Origin of the sequence: Streptomyces sp. NPDC085596, assembly GCF_044541565.1 — a bacterium.
Lineage (GTDB): Bacteria > Actinomycetota > Actinomycetes > Streptomycetales > Streptomycetaceae > Streptomyces.
This window is the reverse complement of record NZ_JBITTC010000001.1, coordinates 142296-159127: the sequence shown is the minus strand read 5'-3', so window position 1 is coordinate 159127 and position 16832 is coordinate 142296. Positions and strand designations below refer to the sequence as shown.

Annotated in this window: 10 protein-coding genes; 7 read left to right on the top strand and 3 right to left on the bottom strand. The window is 72.5% G+C overall.

Features of this window, described 5'->3' with window-relative positions; translation table 11 throughout:
* Window positions 1-44 precede the first annotated feature (44 nt).
* Window positions 45-1322, top strand: coding sequence for an MFS transporter (locus tag ACIGA3_RS00765; protein ID WP_399708763.1), 1278 nt, complete (start codon window positions 45-47; stop codon window positions 1320-1322).
* 94 nt (window positions 1323-1416) lie between these two features.
* Entirely contained in the window at window positions 1417-3063 is a 1647-nt protein-coding gene (pgi, locus tag ACIGA3_RS00760) for a glucose-6-phosphate isomerase (protein ID WP_399708760.1), read from the top strand.
* A 25-nt stretch (window positions 3064-3088) separates the two neighbouring features.
* On the opposite strand, the gene ACIGA3_RS00755 is transcribed toward pgi, so the two are convergent.
* From ACIGA3_RS00755 to ACIGA3_RS00745, 3 genes are read right to left on the bottom strand one after another with little or no spacing between them, the layout of a single operon-like run.
* Window positions 3089-5371, bottom strand: a complete 2283-nt coding sequence (locus ACIGA3_RS00755) for an FtsX-like permease family protein (protein ID WP_399708757.1) — start codon at window positions 5369-5371, stop codon at window positions 3089-3091.
* Window positions 5372-5422: 51 nt separating this feature from the next.
* Window positions 5423-6172 (bottom strand): ABC transporter ATP-binding protein, encoded by a 750-nt coding sequence (locus tag ACIGA3_RS00750; protein WP_399708754.1) that lies wholly within the window; start codon window positions 6170-6172, stop codon window positions 5423-5425.
* Complete coding sequence (locus ACIGA3_RS00745) at window positions 6169-6684, bottom strand: PadR family transcriptional regulator (protein WP_399708751.1); 516 nt, start codon at window positions 6682-6684, stop codon at window positions 6169-6171. Before ACIGA3_RS00745 ends, ACIGA3_RS00750 begins: the two co-directional genes overlap by 4 nt.
* Before the next feature lie 123 nt (window positions 6685-6807).
* Between ACIGA3_RS00745 and ACIGA3_RS00740 the strand changes: the two genes are divergently transcribed.
* The 5 genes from ACIGA3_RS00740 to ACIGA3_RS00720 all read left to right on the top strand — a co-directional run bounded on the left by ACIGA3_RS00740 (window position 6808) and on the right by ACIGA3_RS00720 (window position 16800).
* Complete coding sequence (locus tag ACIGA3_RS00740) at window positions 6808-8073, top strand: ABC transporter substrate-binding protein (protein WP_399708748.1); 1266 nt, start codon at window positions 6808-6810, stop codon at window positions 8071-8073.
* A 204-nt stretch (window positions 8074-8277) separates the two neighbouring features.
* On the top strand, window positions 8278-9603 hold the full coding sequence (locus tag ACIGA3_RS00735) for an ABC transporter substrate-binding protein (protein WP_399708745.1): 1326 nt from the start codon (window positions 8278-8280) through the stop codon (window positions 9601-9603).
* Window positions 9604-9611: 8 nt separating this feature from the next.
* A complete protein-coding gene (locus tag ACIGA3_RS00730; protein ID WP_399708742.1) occupies window positions 9612-10964 on the top strand; it encodes an ABC transporter permease subunit in 1353 nt (450 codons plus the stop codon).
* Window positions 10961-11800, top strand: coding sequence for a carbohydrate ABC transporter permease (locus ACIGA3_RS00725; RefSeq protein ID WP_399708739.1), 840 nt, complete (start codon window positions 10961-10963; stop codon window positions 11798-11800). Before ACIGA3_RS00730 ends, ACIGA3_RS00725 begins: the two co-directional genes overlap by 4 nt.
* A gap of 161 nt (window positions 11801-11961) precedes the next feature.
* The gene (locus ACIGA3_RS00720; protein ID WP_399708736.1) at window positions 11962-16800 is read left to right on the top strand and encodes a DUF3320 domain-containing protein; all 4839 of its coding nucleotides are present in this window, start codon (window positions 11962-11964) and stop codon (window positions 16798-16800) included.
* Window positions 16801-16832: the final 32 nt, after the last annotated feature.

The window sequence follows — 16832 nt, the reverse complement described above, 5'->3', positions numbered from 1 at the left end:
CCCCCTACCGTGAACGAGGTCACTGCGACTCAGGGGGAACGGACATGACGACGGCTCAGTCGGCTCAGGCGGTGCCCGCGACAACACCCGCCTGGCGCGGGGGATTCGGGCGGCTGTGGAGCGCCGCCGTGCTCTCCCGCTTCGGCGACGCGTTACGCACGGCCGCGCTGCCCCTGCTCGCCGTGCGGCTCACCGACGACCCGCTGGCCATCGCCGCCGTGACCGCCTGCGGGTATGTGCCCTGGCTGCTGTTCGGACTGCTGGGCGGCGCCCTGGCCGACCGCGTGGACCAGCGGCGCGCGATGTGGGGCGTGGACGTGGCGCGTGGGCTGCTCGTCGCCGCGTTCGCCCTCGCGGTGGCCCTGGGACACGCCTCGATCCCGCTGCTGATCGCCCTCGCCTTCTCCCTCACCACACTCCAGACCCTGTTCGACAACGCCGCCACCGCCCTGCTGCCCTCCGTGGTCCGGCCGGAGTCCCTGGGCAGCGCCAACGCCCGCCTGATGACCGGTCAGCAGCTCGCCGGTGGCCTGCTCGCCGGACCTCTCGTGCCGCTGCTGCTGACGGCCGGGGCGTTCCTGCCCTACGCGGCGGACGCCGTCACCTACCTGCTGGGCGCCGCCCTCGTGGCCTCCCTGCGCGTCGGGACGCCGGCCCGCGCACCGCGTCCGCCCGGCGCCACCCTGCGTGCCGACATGGGCGACGGCCTGCGTGCCCTGTGGCGGGACCGGGCGCTCCGCGCCATCTGCGGGGCCACCCTGCTGTGCAACATCGGTATGGGCGCCCTGATCGCCACCCTCGTCCTGCAGGTCACCGGCTGGCTGCACGCGGGCAACACCGGATACGCGGCCGCCATGACCGCCTACTCGGCCGGCAGCATCGCCGGAGGCTTCCTCGCCCAGCGGATGGCGCGCCGGCTCGGCCGGGTCCGGGCCCTGCTGCTGGGCGGCGCCGTGCAGACCGGCGCGCTGCTCCTGCTGGGCTCCGTCCGGGAGTTGGCCGCGCTCATCGTCGGGATGCTGCTGCTCGGCGCGATGGGCATGGTGTGGAACGTCAACCAGGTGACGCTGATGCAGCAGCGCGCCCCCACCGCCATGACCGGCCGTATCTCGGCCGCCTTCCGCACCGCCTCGACCGGTGGTGCCCCGCTCGGCGCCCTGCTCGGCGGGGTCGCCGCCGGCTCCCTCGGCCTCAACGCCCCCGCCCTGTTCACGGCCGCTCTCTTCGCGCTGGCGGTGCTCACACTGATACCGGCGCGCTCGGCGGACGTATCCGAGTGCGAGAAGCGGGGCGGTGTCACCACCGGCCCGTCCTCCGGGTGATCAATTAGGTTGGTTCCGCAGTGGGCACACGCAGTGGGCACAGCACTGGGCACACGCGGCAGGACAGGCGCGGAGAGGAAGGCGGAAGCCGGAGATGAACGCAGAAGGCCGTACAGCACTGAACCGGACGCCCGAGTGGGCCGCTCTCAAGGAGCACCGCGAGGGATTCGACGGGACGAGCCTGCGTGAGCTGTTCGCCGCCGATCCGGAGCGCGGGCGGACGTACACGGTCCGGGTCGGGGACCTCTACATCGACTACAGCAAGCAGCTCGTGGACGACGAGGCGCTGCGGCTGCTGCGCGAACTGGCCTTCGCCACCGATGTGTTCGGGCAGCGGGACGCGATGTTCCGGGGTGAGCGGATCAACACGACCGAGGACCGGGCGGTGCTGCACACCGCGCTGCGCGCGCCTCGGGACGCGGTCATCGAGGTCGACGGGGAGAACGTGGTCCCGGCCGTGCACGCGGTGCTGGACAGGATGGCCGGTTTCGCCGAGCGGGTCCGTTCGGGTGAGTGGACGGGTCACACCGGCAAGCGCATCCGGAACATCGTCAATATCGGTATCGGCGGTTCCGACCTCGGTCCCGCGATGGCGTTCGAGGCCCTGCGCCCCTTCACCGACCGCGATCTGACGGTCCGGTTCGTGTCGAACGTGGACGGCGCGGATCTCCATGAGGCGATCCGGGATCTGGACCCGGCGGAGACGTTGTTCATCGTGGCGTCGAAGACGTTCACGACGATCGAGACGATCACGAACGCGACGTCGGCCCGTAAGTGGCTGCTGGACGCGCTCGGTGACGACAAGGCCGTGGCGAAGCATTTCGTGGCGCTGTCGACGAACGCGGAGAAGGTCGCCGGGTTCGGTATCGACGTGGACAACATGTTCGAGTTCTGGGACTGGGTCGGCGGCCGGTACTCCTTCGACTCGGCGATCGGCCTGTCGTTGATGATCGCCATCGGTGCGGACCGGTTCCGGGAGCTGCTGGACGGTTTCCACACCGTGGACGAGCACTTCCGCACCGCCCCGGCCGAGTCCAACGCCCCGCTGCTGCTGGGTCTGTTGGGGATCTGGTACGGGAACTTCTTCGACGCGCAGTCGCACGCGGTTCTTCCGTACAGCCACTATCTGTCGAAGTTCACGGCGTACTTGCAGCAGCTGGACATGGAGTCCAACGGCAAGTCCGTGCAGCGCGACGGCACTCCGGTGGAGTGGCAGACCGGACCGGTGGTGTGGGGTACGCCCGGCACCAACGGGCAGCACGCCTACTACCAGTTGATCCATCAGGGCACCAAGCTCATCCCGGCCGACTTCATCGGCTTCGCCCGTCCCGTGGACGAGCTGAGTGACGAACTCAAGGCCCAGCACGACCTGTTGATGGCCAACTTCTTCGCCCAGACCCAGGCCCTCGCCTTCGGCAAGACCGAGGAGGAGGTCCGCGAGGAGGGGGTGCCGGAGGAGCTGGTCCCGCACAAGACCTTCCAGGGCGGCCGGCCGACGACCACCATCCTGGCGCCCGAGCTGACCCCGTCCGTGCTGGGCCAGTTGATCGCGCTCTACGAGCACAAGGTGTTCGTACAGGGCGCCGTCTGGAACATCGACTCCTTCGACCAGTGGGGCGTCGAGCTGGGCAAGGTGCTCGCCAAGCGCATCGAACCCGCCCTCACCGAAGGCGCCGACGTCCCCGGCCTCGACCCGTCGACCCGGGCGCTGGTCGCCGAGTACCGGGAGATGGGCGGCTGACCGGCCTCGGGCGGGCGCGGCCGGCTCAGGCCACCGCGCTCGCCGTGTCCGCCGTCCGTCTGCGGGCCGATCGGGCGGCGGGCAGCGCGGCCAGCGCGGCGGCGCCCAGCACCGCGCCCGCGCCGAGCAGGAACAGGGGCCCCGAAGCCGGTACCTGGGCGATGCCGGCACCGATGCCGCTGGAGCTGCCCTGCGCGTCGATCAGCCGGCGGGCCAGCGGCAGCCCCAGTGCCATGGCCAGGACCACCGCCGCCAGTGCCGTACCGCTGGTGGCGGTGACCGTGATCGCGGTGATCTGACGCGGGGACATGCCGATCGCCCGCAGGGCCAGCACGTCCCGCTCGCCCTCGCGGACGCTCCCGCCGATGGCGGTGAGCAGTTCCACCAGGCCGATCAGGCCGAGCACGGCGATCAGCCCGGCGACCACCGCGCGCAGCGGGGACAGCCCGTCGGCCGGGTTCGTCAGGGCGTGCGTGTCCAGATGGCCGCCGCTCGCCGTGGCGAGCTGGGCGGCGACCAGGCCGGGGTCGGCGCCGGGGCGCAGCCGCAGCTGGTAGAAGGCGGGGGAGAGGCCGGGGTCGTTCTCGCGCAGGGTGTCCAGCGAGGTCGTCACCACCCGGCCGCCGTTCTGCGGTTCGATGGCGCGGCCGACGACGTGCAGGATCTGCGGCCGCTCGCCCACCGTCATCCGCACCCAGTCGCCCACCCGCACATGCAGCAGATCCAGCAGGCCCTGGCCCGCCACCGCCTCGTCCGGCCCGCGCGCGGCCCGGCCCTCGGCCAGGGTGTACGGGTACGGCTGGGCGCGGCTGCCCAGACCCCGCAGGGCGATGGTCCCGGTCTGGCCCGGTACCAGCGCGGCCAGCTCCACCCCCGGATACGCCTCCGCGATCCGGGGGTCGGCCGCGAGCAGGCCCCGTACCTCCCGGTCGGTCATGTCGTCGTCGGCGCGGGCCGAGAGCGCGGCGGGCAGCCCCACCCGCTGCGGGCTGCTGTGGAACCGGTCGATGGTGGTCCAGGCGCTCAGCGCCACCACCATCAGCAGCAGCGGAAGCGTCAGCCGGGCCAGTGCCGCCAGTGACCGGCCGCGCCCGGCGACCGCCCGGTGGCAGCCCAGGACCAGCGCGGCCGGCAGCCGCAGCCCCAGCGCCCACCGGGCCGCCCCGCTCAGCCCCCGGCCCGCCGGACCGGCCGGACGGGGGACCGGCACCGGCGGCACCCGGCCCGCCCGCCAGGCCGCAAGCCCCGTCGTCAGGCCGATGAACAGCACCGTGCCCACCGGTACCGCGCACAGTGTCACCGTGTGTCCGGGCAGCCCCTGCCACACGCCGACCGCGTCCCCGAGCCGCCCCGGCACGCTCGTGCCCAGCCCCTCCATCAGCGCGGCGGCGGCCAGCGCGCCGAGCACCGCGTACGCCAGATGCTGGAGCAGGAAGACCAGCACGACCTGGGCGGGGGTGAAGCCGATCGCCTTCAGTACCGAGATGTCCCGCAGCTGGCCCCGGACGCGGGTGCCGATCGCGCCGTGCACCGCGAACCCGGCGGCGGCCAGCGCGCCGAGCCCGAACAGGCCCAGCACCTGGCCCAGCAGCCGGTTGTCGCCCTGCGCCTCGGCCCGCGCCTGCTGCCAGGTCGACACCTGGCCGACCGCGCCCGCGCCCAGCACGGTCACCGCGCGCTGCACCGTGTAGTCGGTGTCCTCCGGGTCGGTCAGGCGCAGCCCGGTCACCAGGGCGTCGGGGGCGCGTACGGCGGACGGCAACGCCCAGACCAGGCCCGGCTGTTCACCCGCGCTGTAGCGGGGCTCGGCGCTGTCGGCGACGCCCTCGACACTCAGCGCGCGGGCGGTGCCGGGCAGCCGGAGGGTGTCGCCGGGCTCGGCCAGCAGGGCGCGGGCCAGGCTGCTCTCCAGCACCACACCGTCCGGCCGGGCCGGGTCGAGCCAGTGCCCGGCGGTGAGCAGGGGCCGCCCCACCGAGGGTGGGCGCGGGGTGGCGCGCAGCTCCACGGCGGCACGGGTGCCCCGGCAGACGACGGTCGCGGACTCGGCGGCGTAGGGACCGGCGACCGAGCGGACCCCGTCGAGCCGGGACAGCCGTCCGGCGTCGGCGGCGGGGGCGGTGTGCAGCCAGACATGGGCGCCGTGGGCCTGGGTGAAGACGCGCTGCCAGGGGTTGGTGGCGTAGCCGAACAGCGCGGCGGCCAGCAGCAGGGAGGCGACGATGCCCGCCGTGGCGAGCGTCAGGAACAGCGCCTCGCCCCGGTGGGCGCGCAGATCGGAGGAGGCCCGGCGCAGGGTGGCACGCACCGGGTCAGCTCCTTGTGCCGGACGGGCGGGCGGGGCGGTCGTACACCGTGATCAGTCCCTCAGCTCCAGCACGCCCGAGGTGCCCGGCCTGCGGGCGGGGGCGGCGTCCAGGGCGGCGTCGTCGGCCACGCGGCCGTCGAAGAAGCTGATCACGCGGTCGGCGGCGCTCGCCAGCCGGGCGTCATGGGTGACCAGGACGATGCTCTGGCCGCGCGCGTGGAAGCGGGACAGCAGCCGGGTCACCTCGCGGGTGCCCTTGCTGTCCAGGCTGCCCGCGGGCTCGTCGGCCAGCAGTAGCGGGGGGTGGTTGACCAGGGCGCGGGCGAGGGCGACGCGCTGCTGTTCGCCGCCGGACAGCTCGCCCGGCATCGCGCGCTCCTTGCCGGTGAGGCCCAGTTCGGCGAGCAGACCGGCCCGTTCGGCGCGGGCCCGCTTCGGGGGCACTCCGGCGAGCAGGGCGGGGAGTTCGACGTTGTCCGCGACCGACAGGCTGGAGACGAGGTTGAAGAACTGGAAGACGATCCCGATCGCCTTGCGCCGCTCCACGGCCCAGCGCGCCTCGCCGAAGGCGTCGGTGCGGCGGCCGTCGAGCCAGATGCTGCCCGCGTCGGGTCGCTGGAGACCGCCGAGCAGATGCAGCAGCGTGGACTTGCCGGCCCCGGACGGGCCGGTGATCGCCACGAACTCGCCGCGCGCCACGGTCAGATCGACCCCGCGCACGGCGTGCGCCGGGGCGCCCTCGCCGTGATGGGTCTTCACCAGGCCCTCGGCACGCAGCAGGGGAGGACGGTGCTCGCTCACGGCAGGTCCTCCAGTTCCTCCTGGCACCGCTCCAGCCAGTCGAGGTCGGCTTGCAGATGCAGCATCGCCCCCTCGATGAGCAGGTGGGCGACGCGGTTGTCCCGGTCCTCGGCGGCGGCCAGCCGCGACAGTTCGCGCATGGTGTTGAGGTACTGGCGCCGCTGCCTGTTGATGAGGGCGATCTGGTCGGCGAGGCCGGTCCGCGGGGCGACGGCGAGCTTCATGAAGAACTCGTCCCGCACCCGTGGTTCGGCCTCGGTCTCCTCGAACCAGGCGTGCAGCGCCTCCCGCCCGGCATCGGTGAGGTGGTAGACCTTCTTGTTGGGCCGGCCGGACTGTTCGACGTCCTCGCCCTCGATCAGTCCGGACTTCTCCAGACGGCCGAGGGTGACGTAGATCTGGCCGACGTTCGGCTGAGGGTACGCGGAGCCCAGCAGTTGCTCAAGGTCCTGTTTCAGCTCGTAGCCGTGGGCGGGGCCGCGGGCCAGGAGTGCCAGCAGAGGCAGGCGCACGCGTGCTGACCTCCTGTCCGCTCAAATGTGCTCCAGCCCCCTAGTATCGCGCATACCTAACGGGTATACATGGCCTCTGTCTCCGGGCGAGGATGCCCGTGGCGGGTGCACAGGGAGGAACCTATGCGGTGGAAGCGCGCCGCTGGTAGGGGGCTCCTGGTTCTCGCCGTGGTGCTGACCGGATGTGTGTCCTCCGGTGCCCGCGCGGAGGTAGGCGGCGGGGGCGGCCGGGGCCCGCTCACCCTGGCCACCGCGGGCGATCTGACCGGCTATCTCGGCCCGCTCCTCGAAGGCTGGAACCGCACCCACCCCGCCGAGCGCGTCACCCTCGTCGAACTCCCCGACTCCGCCGACGAGACCCACGCCCAGATGGCCACCGACCTGCGCGGCGGCGACCGCGGCCGCTTCGACGTGCTCAACATCGACGTCAACTGGACCTCGGAGTTCGCGGCGGCCGGCTGGATACGTCCGCTGCCCCGCGACCGCTTCCCCCTGGACAGCTTCCTGCCCCCGGTCGTGGACACCGCCACCTACGAGGGACGGCTGTACGCGGTCCCGTACGTCACCAACGCCGGGCTGCTGCTGTACCGCAAGGACATCCTGGACCGGGAGGGCGTGCAGCCTCCGCGCACCTGGGCCGAACTGGAGCACGCCGCGCGGACCATCGCGCCCAAGTACAAACTCGGCGGATACGCGGGCCAGTTCCTGCCCTACGAGGGCCTGACCGTGAACGCGGCCGAGGCCGTGTACTCGGCGGGCGGCAGCATCCTCGGCGGCGAGGGCACCCGGGTCACCGTCGACTCGGCCGCCGCCCGCGAGGGCATCGGCTTCCTTGCCCGGGGAGTGCGCGAGGGCTGGATACCGCGCGAGGCGCTGACGTACAAGGAAGAGGAGTCCAAGCGGGCCTTCCAGGACGGCCGGCTGCTGTTCCTGCGCAACTGGCCCTACGCCGTCGTCTCCGCCCAGGGCTCCAAGGTCGCCGGGAAGATCGGCGCCGTGCCGCTGCCCGGACCCCACGGGCCCGGCAAGAGCGTGCTCGGCGGCTCCGACCTGGCCGTCAACACCCATGCCCGGCACCCCGATTCGGCGGCCCGGCTGATCGCCTACCTCACCGGCGAGGACGTCCAGCGCCGGGTGCTCACCGAGGGCGCGCTGCCGCCCGTACGCGCCGCGCTCTACGCGGACCCCGCGCTCGTGCGGCGGTTCCCCTATCTGCCGACGCTGCGCACCGCCGTCCTCACCGCGGCCCCGCGCCCCAAGAGCCCGCGCTACGACCAGGTCAGCCTGGTGGTGCAGGCCGTCGTCCACGACGCGCTGACGGGCCACGAGACACCCGGCCGGGCGGTACGACGCCTGGCGCGCGAACTCGACGCCATCGCCAACCGCTAGTTACCTGTTGGGTAACGCCAGCATCTCATTCGGACTCGGGCTGTCCGAACAACTCCCCTTTTATGCACCGCAGATGGCGCTGCTCAGTGTTCTCTTCATTGACACCCTCAGGAAACGCCTACCTAACATGCATGCATAAACAGGCAGCGCTGGGCGACCCGGTGATCTGCCTGGTGGCTCACCGGCCCGAAGGGGACATCAACGATGATGCGACGACGTACCACCCTGCTCACCGGCTGCACCGCGCTCACTCTCGCGCTCGGCGCCACCGCCTGCGGCGGCGAACCCGTATCGGCCGGCGGCGGTGACAAGGCGCTGGACGGCCAGACGGTCACGGTGGCCGGTGTCTGGTCCGGCAGCGAGCAGCAGAACTTCCAGAAGGTCCTGGACGCGTTCACCGCCAAGACCGGGGCGAAGACCCAGTTCATGTCCACCGGCGACAACGTCTCCACCGTCGTCGGCAGCAAGATCGAGGGCGGCAACGCGCCCGACGTGGTGATGGTCCCGCAGGTCGGCGTGCTCAAGCAGTTCGCCGAGAAGGGCTGGCTCAAGCCGCTGTCCGCCCCCACCGAGAAGTCCGTGGACGCGGGCTACGCCCCGGTGTGGAAGAAGTACGGCAGCGTCGACGGCACCCTCTACGGCCTCTACTTCAAGGCCGCCCACAAGTCCACCGTCTGGTACAGCCCCGACGCCCTCGACCAGGCGGGCGTCAAGCCGCCCAAGACCTACGACGACCTGCTCAAGGCCGGGCACACCCTCTCCGACTCCGGCCTCGCCGCCTTCGCGGTCGCCGGACAGGACGGCTGGACCCTCACCGACTGGTTCGAGAACATCTACCTCTCCCAGGCCGGCCCCGAGAAGTACGACGCCCTCGCCGCCCACGAGCTGAAGTGGACCGACCCCAGCGTGGTCGGGGCGCTCACCACCCTCGGCAAGCTGTTCAAGGACAAGCAGCTGATCGCGGGCGGCAGCAAGGGCGCCCTCAACACCGACTTCCCCGGCTCGGTGGAGAAGGTCTTCGGGCCCGAGCCCAAGGCCGGCATGGTCTACGAGGGTGACTTCGTGGCCGGTGTCGCCCACGACCAGTTCCAGCGGACCATCGGCAAGGACGCCGACTTCTTCCCCTTCCCGGCGGTCGGCGGTGGCACCGCACCCGTGGTCAGCGGCGGTGACGCGGCGGTCGTCCTCAAGGACGGCAAGAACGCCGCGGCCGGTATGAAGCTCCTCGAATACCTCGCCACCCCCGAGGCGGCGGCCGTGTGGGCCAAGGCCGGCGGCTTCCTGTCCCCGAACAAGAACGTCGACCTCGCCTCCTACGGCGACGACGTCACCCGCGCCACCGCCAAGTCCCTGGTCGGCGCCGGGGACTCGGTCCGCTTCGACATGTCCGACCAGGCCCCCGCGTCCTTCGGCGGCACCAAGGGCACCGGCGAGTGGAAGCTGCTCCAGGACTTCCTGCGCGACCCGGCCGACGCCAAGGGCACCGCGGCGAAGCTGGAGTCCGCCGCCGCCAAGGCGTACAAGGGCTGAGCGGCACCATGACCGCCACCCTCCCCGTCGAGAAGCGGGCGGTTCCGTCCGCCGCCGGACCGGCGCGCCGGCGCCGCGCCCGGCGGCGGGGCCGGGCCGTCGCCCTGCTCTTCGTGCTGCCCGCCCTGCTCCTGCTCGGCGCGCTCGTCGTCTACCCGGTGCTGTTCTCCGTCGGCCGCAGCTTCTTCGACGCCTCCGGCACCCGCTTCGTCGGCGGCGGCAACTACGCCGAGATGGTCCACGACCCGGCCACCCTCAAGGCCATCCGCAACACCGCCATCTGGGTGGTCGTGGCCCCCGCCCTGCTCACCGCCCTCGGTCTGATCCTGGCCGTGCTGGTGGAGAAGGTCCGCTGGGCCACCGCCTTCAAGCTGCTGCTGTTCATGCCGATGGCCGTCTCCTTCCTCGCCGCCGGAATCATCTTCCGGCTCGCCTACGACGAGGACCCGGACAAGGGCGTCCTCAACGCCGCCGCCGTCCTCGCCCACGACTCGGTCACCGGCACCTCCTCCTACCCCACCGCACGGGCCCGCGACGGGCAGGGACTGACCCACGGCCGCGACGGCTCGTACACGACGGCCGCGAGCGTGTCGCCGGGTGCGACGGTGACGCTGCCGATGGTCGGCGTGCTGCCCGGGGACTTGCCCGAAGGCGCGCGGCCGGCCCGCGCCGCCGGCCGGGCGGCGGGCGAGGTGCGCGGTGTCGTCTACCTGGACTTCACCCCCGGCGGGGGAGGAGCGCAGGGCCGGATCGACCCGGCCGAGCGCGGACTGCCCGGCATGAAGGTCGAGGCCGTGCGCGACGGGCGTACCGTCGCCCACGCCACCACCGGCGCCGACGGCTCCTTCCGGCTCACCGGACTCGCCGGCGGCTCGTACACGCTGAAACTGCCCGAGTCGAACTTCGCGCCGCCCTACCAGGGCATCTCCTGGCTCGGCCCGGCCCTGGTCACCCCGGCGATCATCGGCGCCTACCTGTGGATCTGGACCGGGTTCGCCATGGTGCTCATCGGCGCCGGCCTGTCCACCCTGCCCAGGGACGTGCTGGAGGCCGCCCGCGTGGACGGCGCCAGCGAGTGGCAGGTCTTCCGGCGCATCACGGTCCCGCTGCTCGCACCCGTCCTGACGGTCGTCTTCGTGACCCTCGTGATCAATGTGATGAAGGTCTTCGACCTCGTCTACATCATCGCGCCCGGCCCCGTGCAGGAGGACGCCACCGTGCTCGCCACCCAGATGTGGCTGGTGTCCTTCGGTGGCGGCAACGATCAGGGACTCGGCAGCGCCCTCGGTGTGCTGCTCCTGCTGCTGGTGATCCCCGCGATGGTCCTCAACGTCAGCCGTTTCAGAAGGAGTCAGCGATGAACGCGGTCCGGCGCTCGCTGGGCAATGCCGTGGTCCAGGCGTTCCTCGTGGTGGTGGGCCTGGCCTGGCTCACCCCGCTCGCGGGGCTCTTTCTCTCCTCGCTCCGCTCGGCCGCGGACACCGCGAAGGGCGGCTGGTGGACCGCGCTGGGCAGCCCCGGTCAGCTGTCCCTCGACAACTACACGGCGCTGCTGAAGAACTCGGGGATGACCCAGGCGTTCTGGAACACCGTGCTCATCTCGGTGCCCACCACGGTCCTGGTCGTCGTCATCGCCGCCCTCGCCGGTTACGCGTTCGCCTGGCTGGACTTCCCCGGCCGCGAACCGCTGTTCCTGCTGGTGGTCGCGCTGCTGGTGGTGCCGGTGCAGATCGGCCTGCTGCCGGTCGCCAAACTCTTCGGCCAACTGGGCCTGTTCGGCACGATCCCCGGGGTCGTCCTCTTCCATGTGGCGTACGGGCTGCCGTTCGCGGTGTTCCTGCTGCGGAACTACTTCGCCGAGATGCCCAAGGAGATGCTGGAGGCGGCCCGGATGGACGGTGGTGGCGAATGGCGCATCTTCACCCGTCTCGTGCTGCCCGTCGGCCGCCCGGCCATCGCCAGCCTCGCCATCTTCCAGTTCCTCTGGGTGTGGAACGACATGCTGGTGGCGCTGCTCTTCGCGGACAGCTCCGCCCAGCCGCTCACCGTACAACTCCAGTCGCAGATACGGCAGTTCGGCAGCAACATCGACGTACTGGCGCCCGGTGCGTTCCTCTCGCTGATCGTGCCCGTGGTGGTGTTCTTCGCCTTCCAACGGCACTTCGTGCAGGGGGTGATGGCCGGATCGGTCAAGTGACGGCGGCCCGGACGCGCAGGAAATCCCCCTTTCGTTCACAACAGATCCATATCAGGTTGTCGATCTTCGGTGTGGTGGCGGAAAACAGCTGATAGGTAGATACCTCCAGGGGGGCCGGAGAGGGTGGCTTTTCCTGCGCAGCTCCGGGAGGTACCCACCACATGGCCCATCAGCCGCACACCCTGTTGAAGGCCGTGCTCGACGGATGGCGGAACTCTCTGCTGGACATGGGCGGCCGCAACCGGCTGCTGAACTTCCGGCACACCAGGACCGCCACCCTGGAGATCACCGCACCGGACCCGGCCGCCCTCCTCGGAGAGCTGGCCAAGGGCTGGGACTTCGCCCCCGTCGCAGAGCGGGAGGCCGGGGTGGAACTGGCCAAGGCGGGCGACGCGCAGGGCGCCGAGAGCACCGGCCGGCGTTCCCGGCCCGGACTGGTCACCCAGAAGACCACCCAGGCCGCCCTGGACGGATCGCTGTACCAACTCCGCCAGAAGTCCGGCCAGATGTACAACGACTACGGCCTCTGGGTGCTCTGGCTCGGCATCGGCATGCTCGACTGGCGCGAGCCCGGCGCCCACGAGAGCAGCGCCGCCCCGCTGCTCCTCGTACCCGTGGAGCTGCGCCGGGACGGCAACCGCCGGTACCGTCTCCACCCGGCCGAGGGCCAGGAGCGCATCCACAACCCGGCGCTGGCCGTGAAGGCGGACCGGCTCGGCGTCGACTGGGCGCCCGTCACCGGCACCGACGCCGCCGACCTGCCGGCCGTGCTCGCCGCCGCCCGGAAGGCCACCGCCCGGCTCGAAGGCTGGGCGGTCCAGGAGCGGGCGGTGCTCGGTCTGTTCGCCTCCCACCGTGAGGCGATGTACCAGGACCTCCAGCAGAACGAGGAACAGATCCTGGCCCACCCGCTGGTCCGTGCCGTCGCCCTCGGCCCCGACGCCGGGCTCCCCGCCGACCTGGTCGACTTCGAGCCGCCCGGCCTCGACCGTATCGACGAGGTCCAGCTGCCCGAGCGCACCCCGCTCGTGCTCGACGCCGACGCCTCCCAGCGCGGTTGCGTGGCGGCCGCGCTGGACGGGCGGTCCTTCGTGATGAGCGGGCCGCCCGGCACCGGCAAGAGCCAGACCATCACCAACCTGATCGCCGCGCTCATGCACGCCGGCCGCAGCGTGCTGTTCGTCAGCGAGAAGGCCGCCGCCCTGGACGTCGTACGCAACCGGCTGAGCACGGTCGGCCTCGGTGACTTCGTCATGGCCCTGCACAGCGGCGACACCAGCAAGAAGGCGGTGGCCACCGAACTCGCGCGGGTGCTCACCACCGAGGCCCGCGTCACCGGCGCCGCCGCCCACGAACTGGAGCGCGCCCGCGCCCTGCGCGAGGAGCTGTCCGCCTACGCCGCCGCCATGAACGAGACCCGCGACCCCCTCGGCCGCACCCTGCACGACGTACTCGGCCGGCTCGTCCTGCTGGAGCAGGCCGGAACCCCGCAGCTCCCGCTCGGCGCCCGCAACGCCAAGGCCGCCCGTGGCCTGAGCGCCGCCGCCCTCCAGGAACTCCTGACCGCCGCCGGAACCGTCGCCCGCGCCTGGCGCCCCGCCGCCGAGGGCGACGCCTTCGCCTGGCGCGGTCTCACCGGCACCGCCCCGCACCAGGCCGTCTCCGAGGCCGCCGACGCCCTCGGCGCCCTGGTCACCGCCGCCGGACGCCGCCCCTTCGCCGTCACCGTGGACGAGCCCCGCACGGTCCGCGAACTCCAGCAGCTCGTCCGTACCCTGACCACGGGCCTGGGCACCACCGCGTCGGCCGACGGCGCCCTGCCCGACGACATCACCGCCCAGACCGCCCAGCTCGCGGACCTCTTCGGCATGCCCAAGCCGGACCGGCCCGACGCCGCGTTCGCCCTGTGCGAGCTGGCCGCGCTCACCACCGCCGGACACCGCCCGCCGCGCGACTGGTTCGACGCCGGAACACTGCGCCGCGCCCACACCGCCGCCCGCGAACTGCGCACCGCCCTCGACACCGAGGGACAGGCCCGCGCGGCCGCCGCCGACGTGTTCGGCGAGCAGGTGCTCGCAGAGCCCGAACTCCCCGCCCTGGTCGCCCGGTTCGGGGAACAGCACAAGGGACTGATGGCCCGCTTCTCCGCACGGTACAAGGCCGACCGCGAGCAGCTCACCGGGCTCACCCGCACCGGCACCTGGGACAAGGCCCTCCTCGGCCGGCTGGACCACGCCCTCGCCTGGCACCGCGCCGCCGCCGAGGTCGCCCGTCTCACCGACGCGCACCGGGAACTCCTCGGCCCGTACACCCCGCACACCCTCCCGGCCTGCGCCGACACGGACCGGGCCCTGGCCACCGCCGACCGTGTCGCGGTGCTCGGCGCCCCGGCCGAGCGGTCCGCCCTGCTCGCCGACCGCCTCGCCGCCGACGCCGACCCCGATCCGCTGCCCGCGCTGCTCGCCGACCAGATCCGGAGCGCGCTCGCCGCCTGGTGCGCCGCCGCCACCGCCCGCGCCGAACGCTGGAACGGAGCCGTCACCGAGCTGCTCGACCAGTTCGGCCCGGCCCGCCGCACCCAGCTCTCGCCCGCCCTGCTCGGCCCCCTGGACCAGGCCGGACAGGCGATCGACGCCCTGCTGAACGACCCGCAGGGCCCCGAGGTCTGGCACACCCACCTCGGCGGCGTCGCCGTACTCGCCCGGCACGGCGCCGACGCCCTGGTGGCCAGTGCCGCCGAGCGCGGACTCGACCCGGAGCGGCTGCCCGAGGTCGCCGAACAGGCGGTGCTGCGCGCCTGGGCGGACGACCTCCTCGCCACCGACCCCCGGCTGCGCAGCACCCGCTCCGAGGACCTGGACTCCCGTGTGGCCGACTTCCGCGCCGCCGACCTGCGCCTCGTCGCCGCGGCGGGCGGCGCGGTGACGGAGGCGTCCAACAAGCGGCGCCCGCGCAACTTCGCCGGGGGCGGCGGCGCCGTCATCGTCCGCGAGGCCGAGAAGAAGACCCGCCACATGCCGGTGCGCGAACTCCTCGGCCGCACCCGCGAGGTCGTCCAGGCGGTCAAGCCCTGCTTCATGATGAGCCCGCTGACCGTCAGCCAGTTCCTGCCCCCGGACTTCCACTTCGACGTGGTGGTGTTCGACGAGGCGTCCCAGGTACGGCCCAGCGACGCGGTCAACTGCATCTACCGGGGCCGCACCCTCATCGTCGCCGGTGACGACAAGCAGCTCCCGCCGACCTCCTTCTTCGACTCCTCGGTCGACGACGACTCCGACGAGTACGCCGACGACCTGCCCGACTCCTTCGAATCCCTGCTGCACGCCTGCAAGGCCGGCGCGATGCGCGAACTGCCCCTGCGCTGGCACTACCGCAGCCGCCACGAGAACCTGATCACCTTCAGCAACCGCGAGTTCTACGCCAACTCGATGATCACCTTCCCCGGCGCGGTGGCCGAGGGTGAGGACGTGGGCGTGGCCTTCCTGGCGGCCGACGGTGTCTACGACCGGGGCGGGCGCCGGGACAACCGGGCCGAGGCCGAGTTCGTCGCCCGGCGGGTGCTGCACCACTTCGACACCCGGCCCGGCAAGACCCTCGGTGTCGTCGCCCTCTCGCAGGCGCAGGCGTCCGCCATCGACCTGGCCGTGCAGCAGGCCCGGCTCGCCCGGCCCGACCTCGACCACTGCTTCACCGAGGACCGGCTCGACGGGTTCTTCGTGAAGAACCTGGAGTCGGTGCAGGGCGACGAGCGCGATGTGATGATCATGTCGATCGGCTACGGCCCCGACGAACACGGCCGCCTGGGCCTCAACTTCGGCCCGATCAACAAGAACGGCGGCTGGCGACGTCTCAACGTGGCGGTCACCCGCGCCCGCTTCCGCATGGAGGTCGTCTCCTCCTTCCGGGGCACGAGCCTGGCCGACAGCCCCAACGAGAGCGTCCAGTACCTCAAGCGCTACCTGGAGTACGCCGAGAACGGGCCCGCCGTCCTCGCCCGTGACGTGGTCCAGTCCGACGCCGAACCCGACAGCCCCTTCGAGGAGTCCGTCCTCGCCGTGCTGCGCGACTGGGGCTACCGGGTCCAGCCGCAGGTCGGCGTCGCCGGGTACCGCATCGACCTCGGCGTACGCCACCCCGGGCTGCCCGGCGCGTACGCCCTCGGCATCGAGTGCGACGGCGCGATGTACCACTCCTCCAAGGCCGCCCGCGACCGGGACCGGCTGCGCGAACAGGTGCTGAACGGGCTCGGCTGGCGGCTGCACCGCATCTGGGGCACCGACTGGTACCGGGGCCGCGCGGAGGCGGAACGCCGGCTGCGCGAGGCCGTCGAACAGGCCGTGGCGAGCGGCCCGTCGACCGCGCCGACCGGCCCGGAACCCACCGCACCGGCACCTGCGGCGCCGGCCGAGGCCCCGTCCGAGCGCGTCCCCGTCGACCTCGGCACCCAGCGCGAGTGGAGCGCGCCGTACGCCCCCGGCGTCGTCACCGTCGCCCCGCGCCACGAACTGCACACCCCCGAGGCCCGGCCCGCGCTGCGCGAGGTGCTGGCCCGCATCGTCGAGGCCGAAGGCCCCGTCCACGAGGACCTGTTGGTCCAGCGGGCACGGGAAGCCTGGGGCGTCGGCCGGGCGGGCAGCCGCATCCGGGACAACGTCCGCGCGGTCGCCGACTCCCTGGTGCGCTCCCGCATACTCGCCTCGGACGACGGCTTCTACGCGCTCGCGGACAGCGGCCCGCTGAAGGCCCGTCACCCCCGAGAGGGCGACACCCCCCGCAAGGTCGTGCACATCGCGCCCGGCGAACGCCATGTGGTCCTCCACGAACTGGCCGCCGAGTGCCCCGGCATGACCGAGGACGAACTCATCAAGCAGACCTGCGAGTTCTTCGGCTGGCGGCGCACCGGCAAGGACATCCGCGACCGGCTCGCCGCCGACATCGCGGAACTCCGCCGCGCGGGACGGCTCCAGGGCGGCCCGGACCAGGTGAGCGCCGCCCGCTGAACCCGGACACACGAAAGGGCGGCGAGGACGCG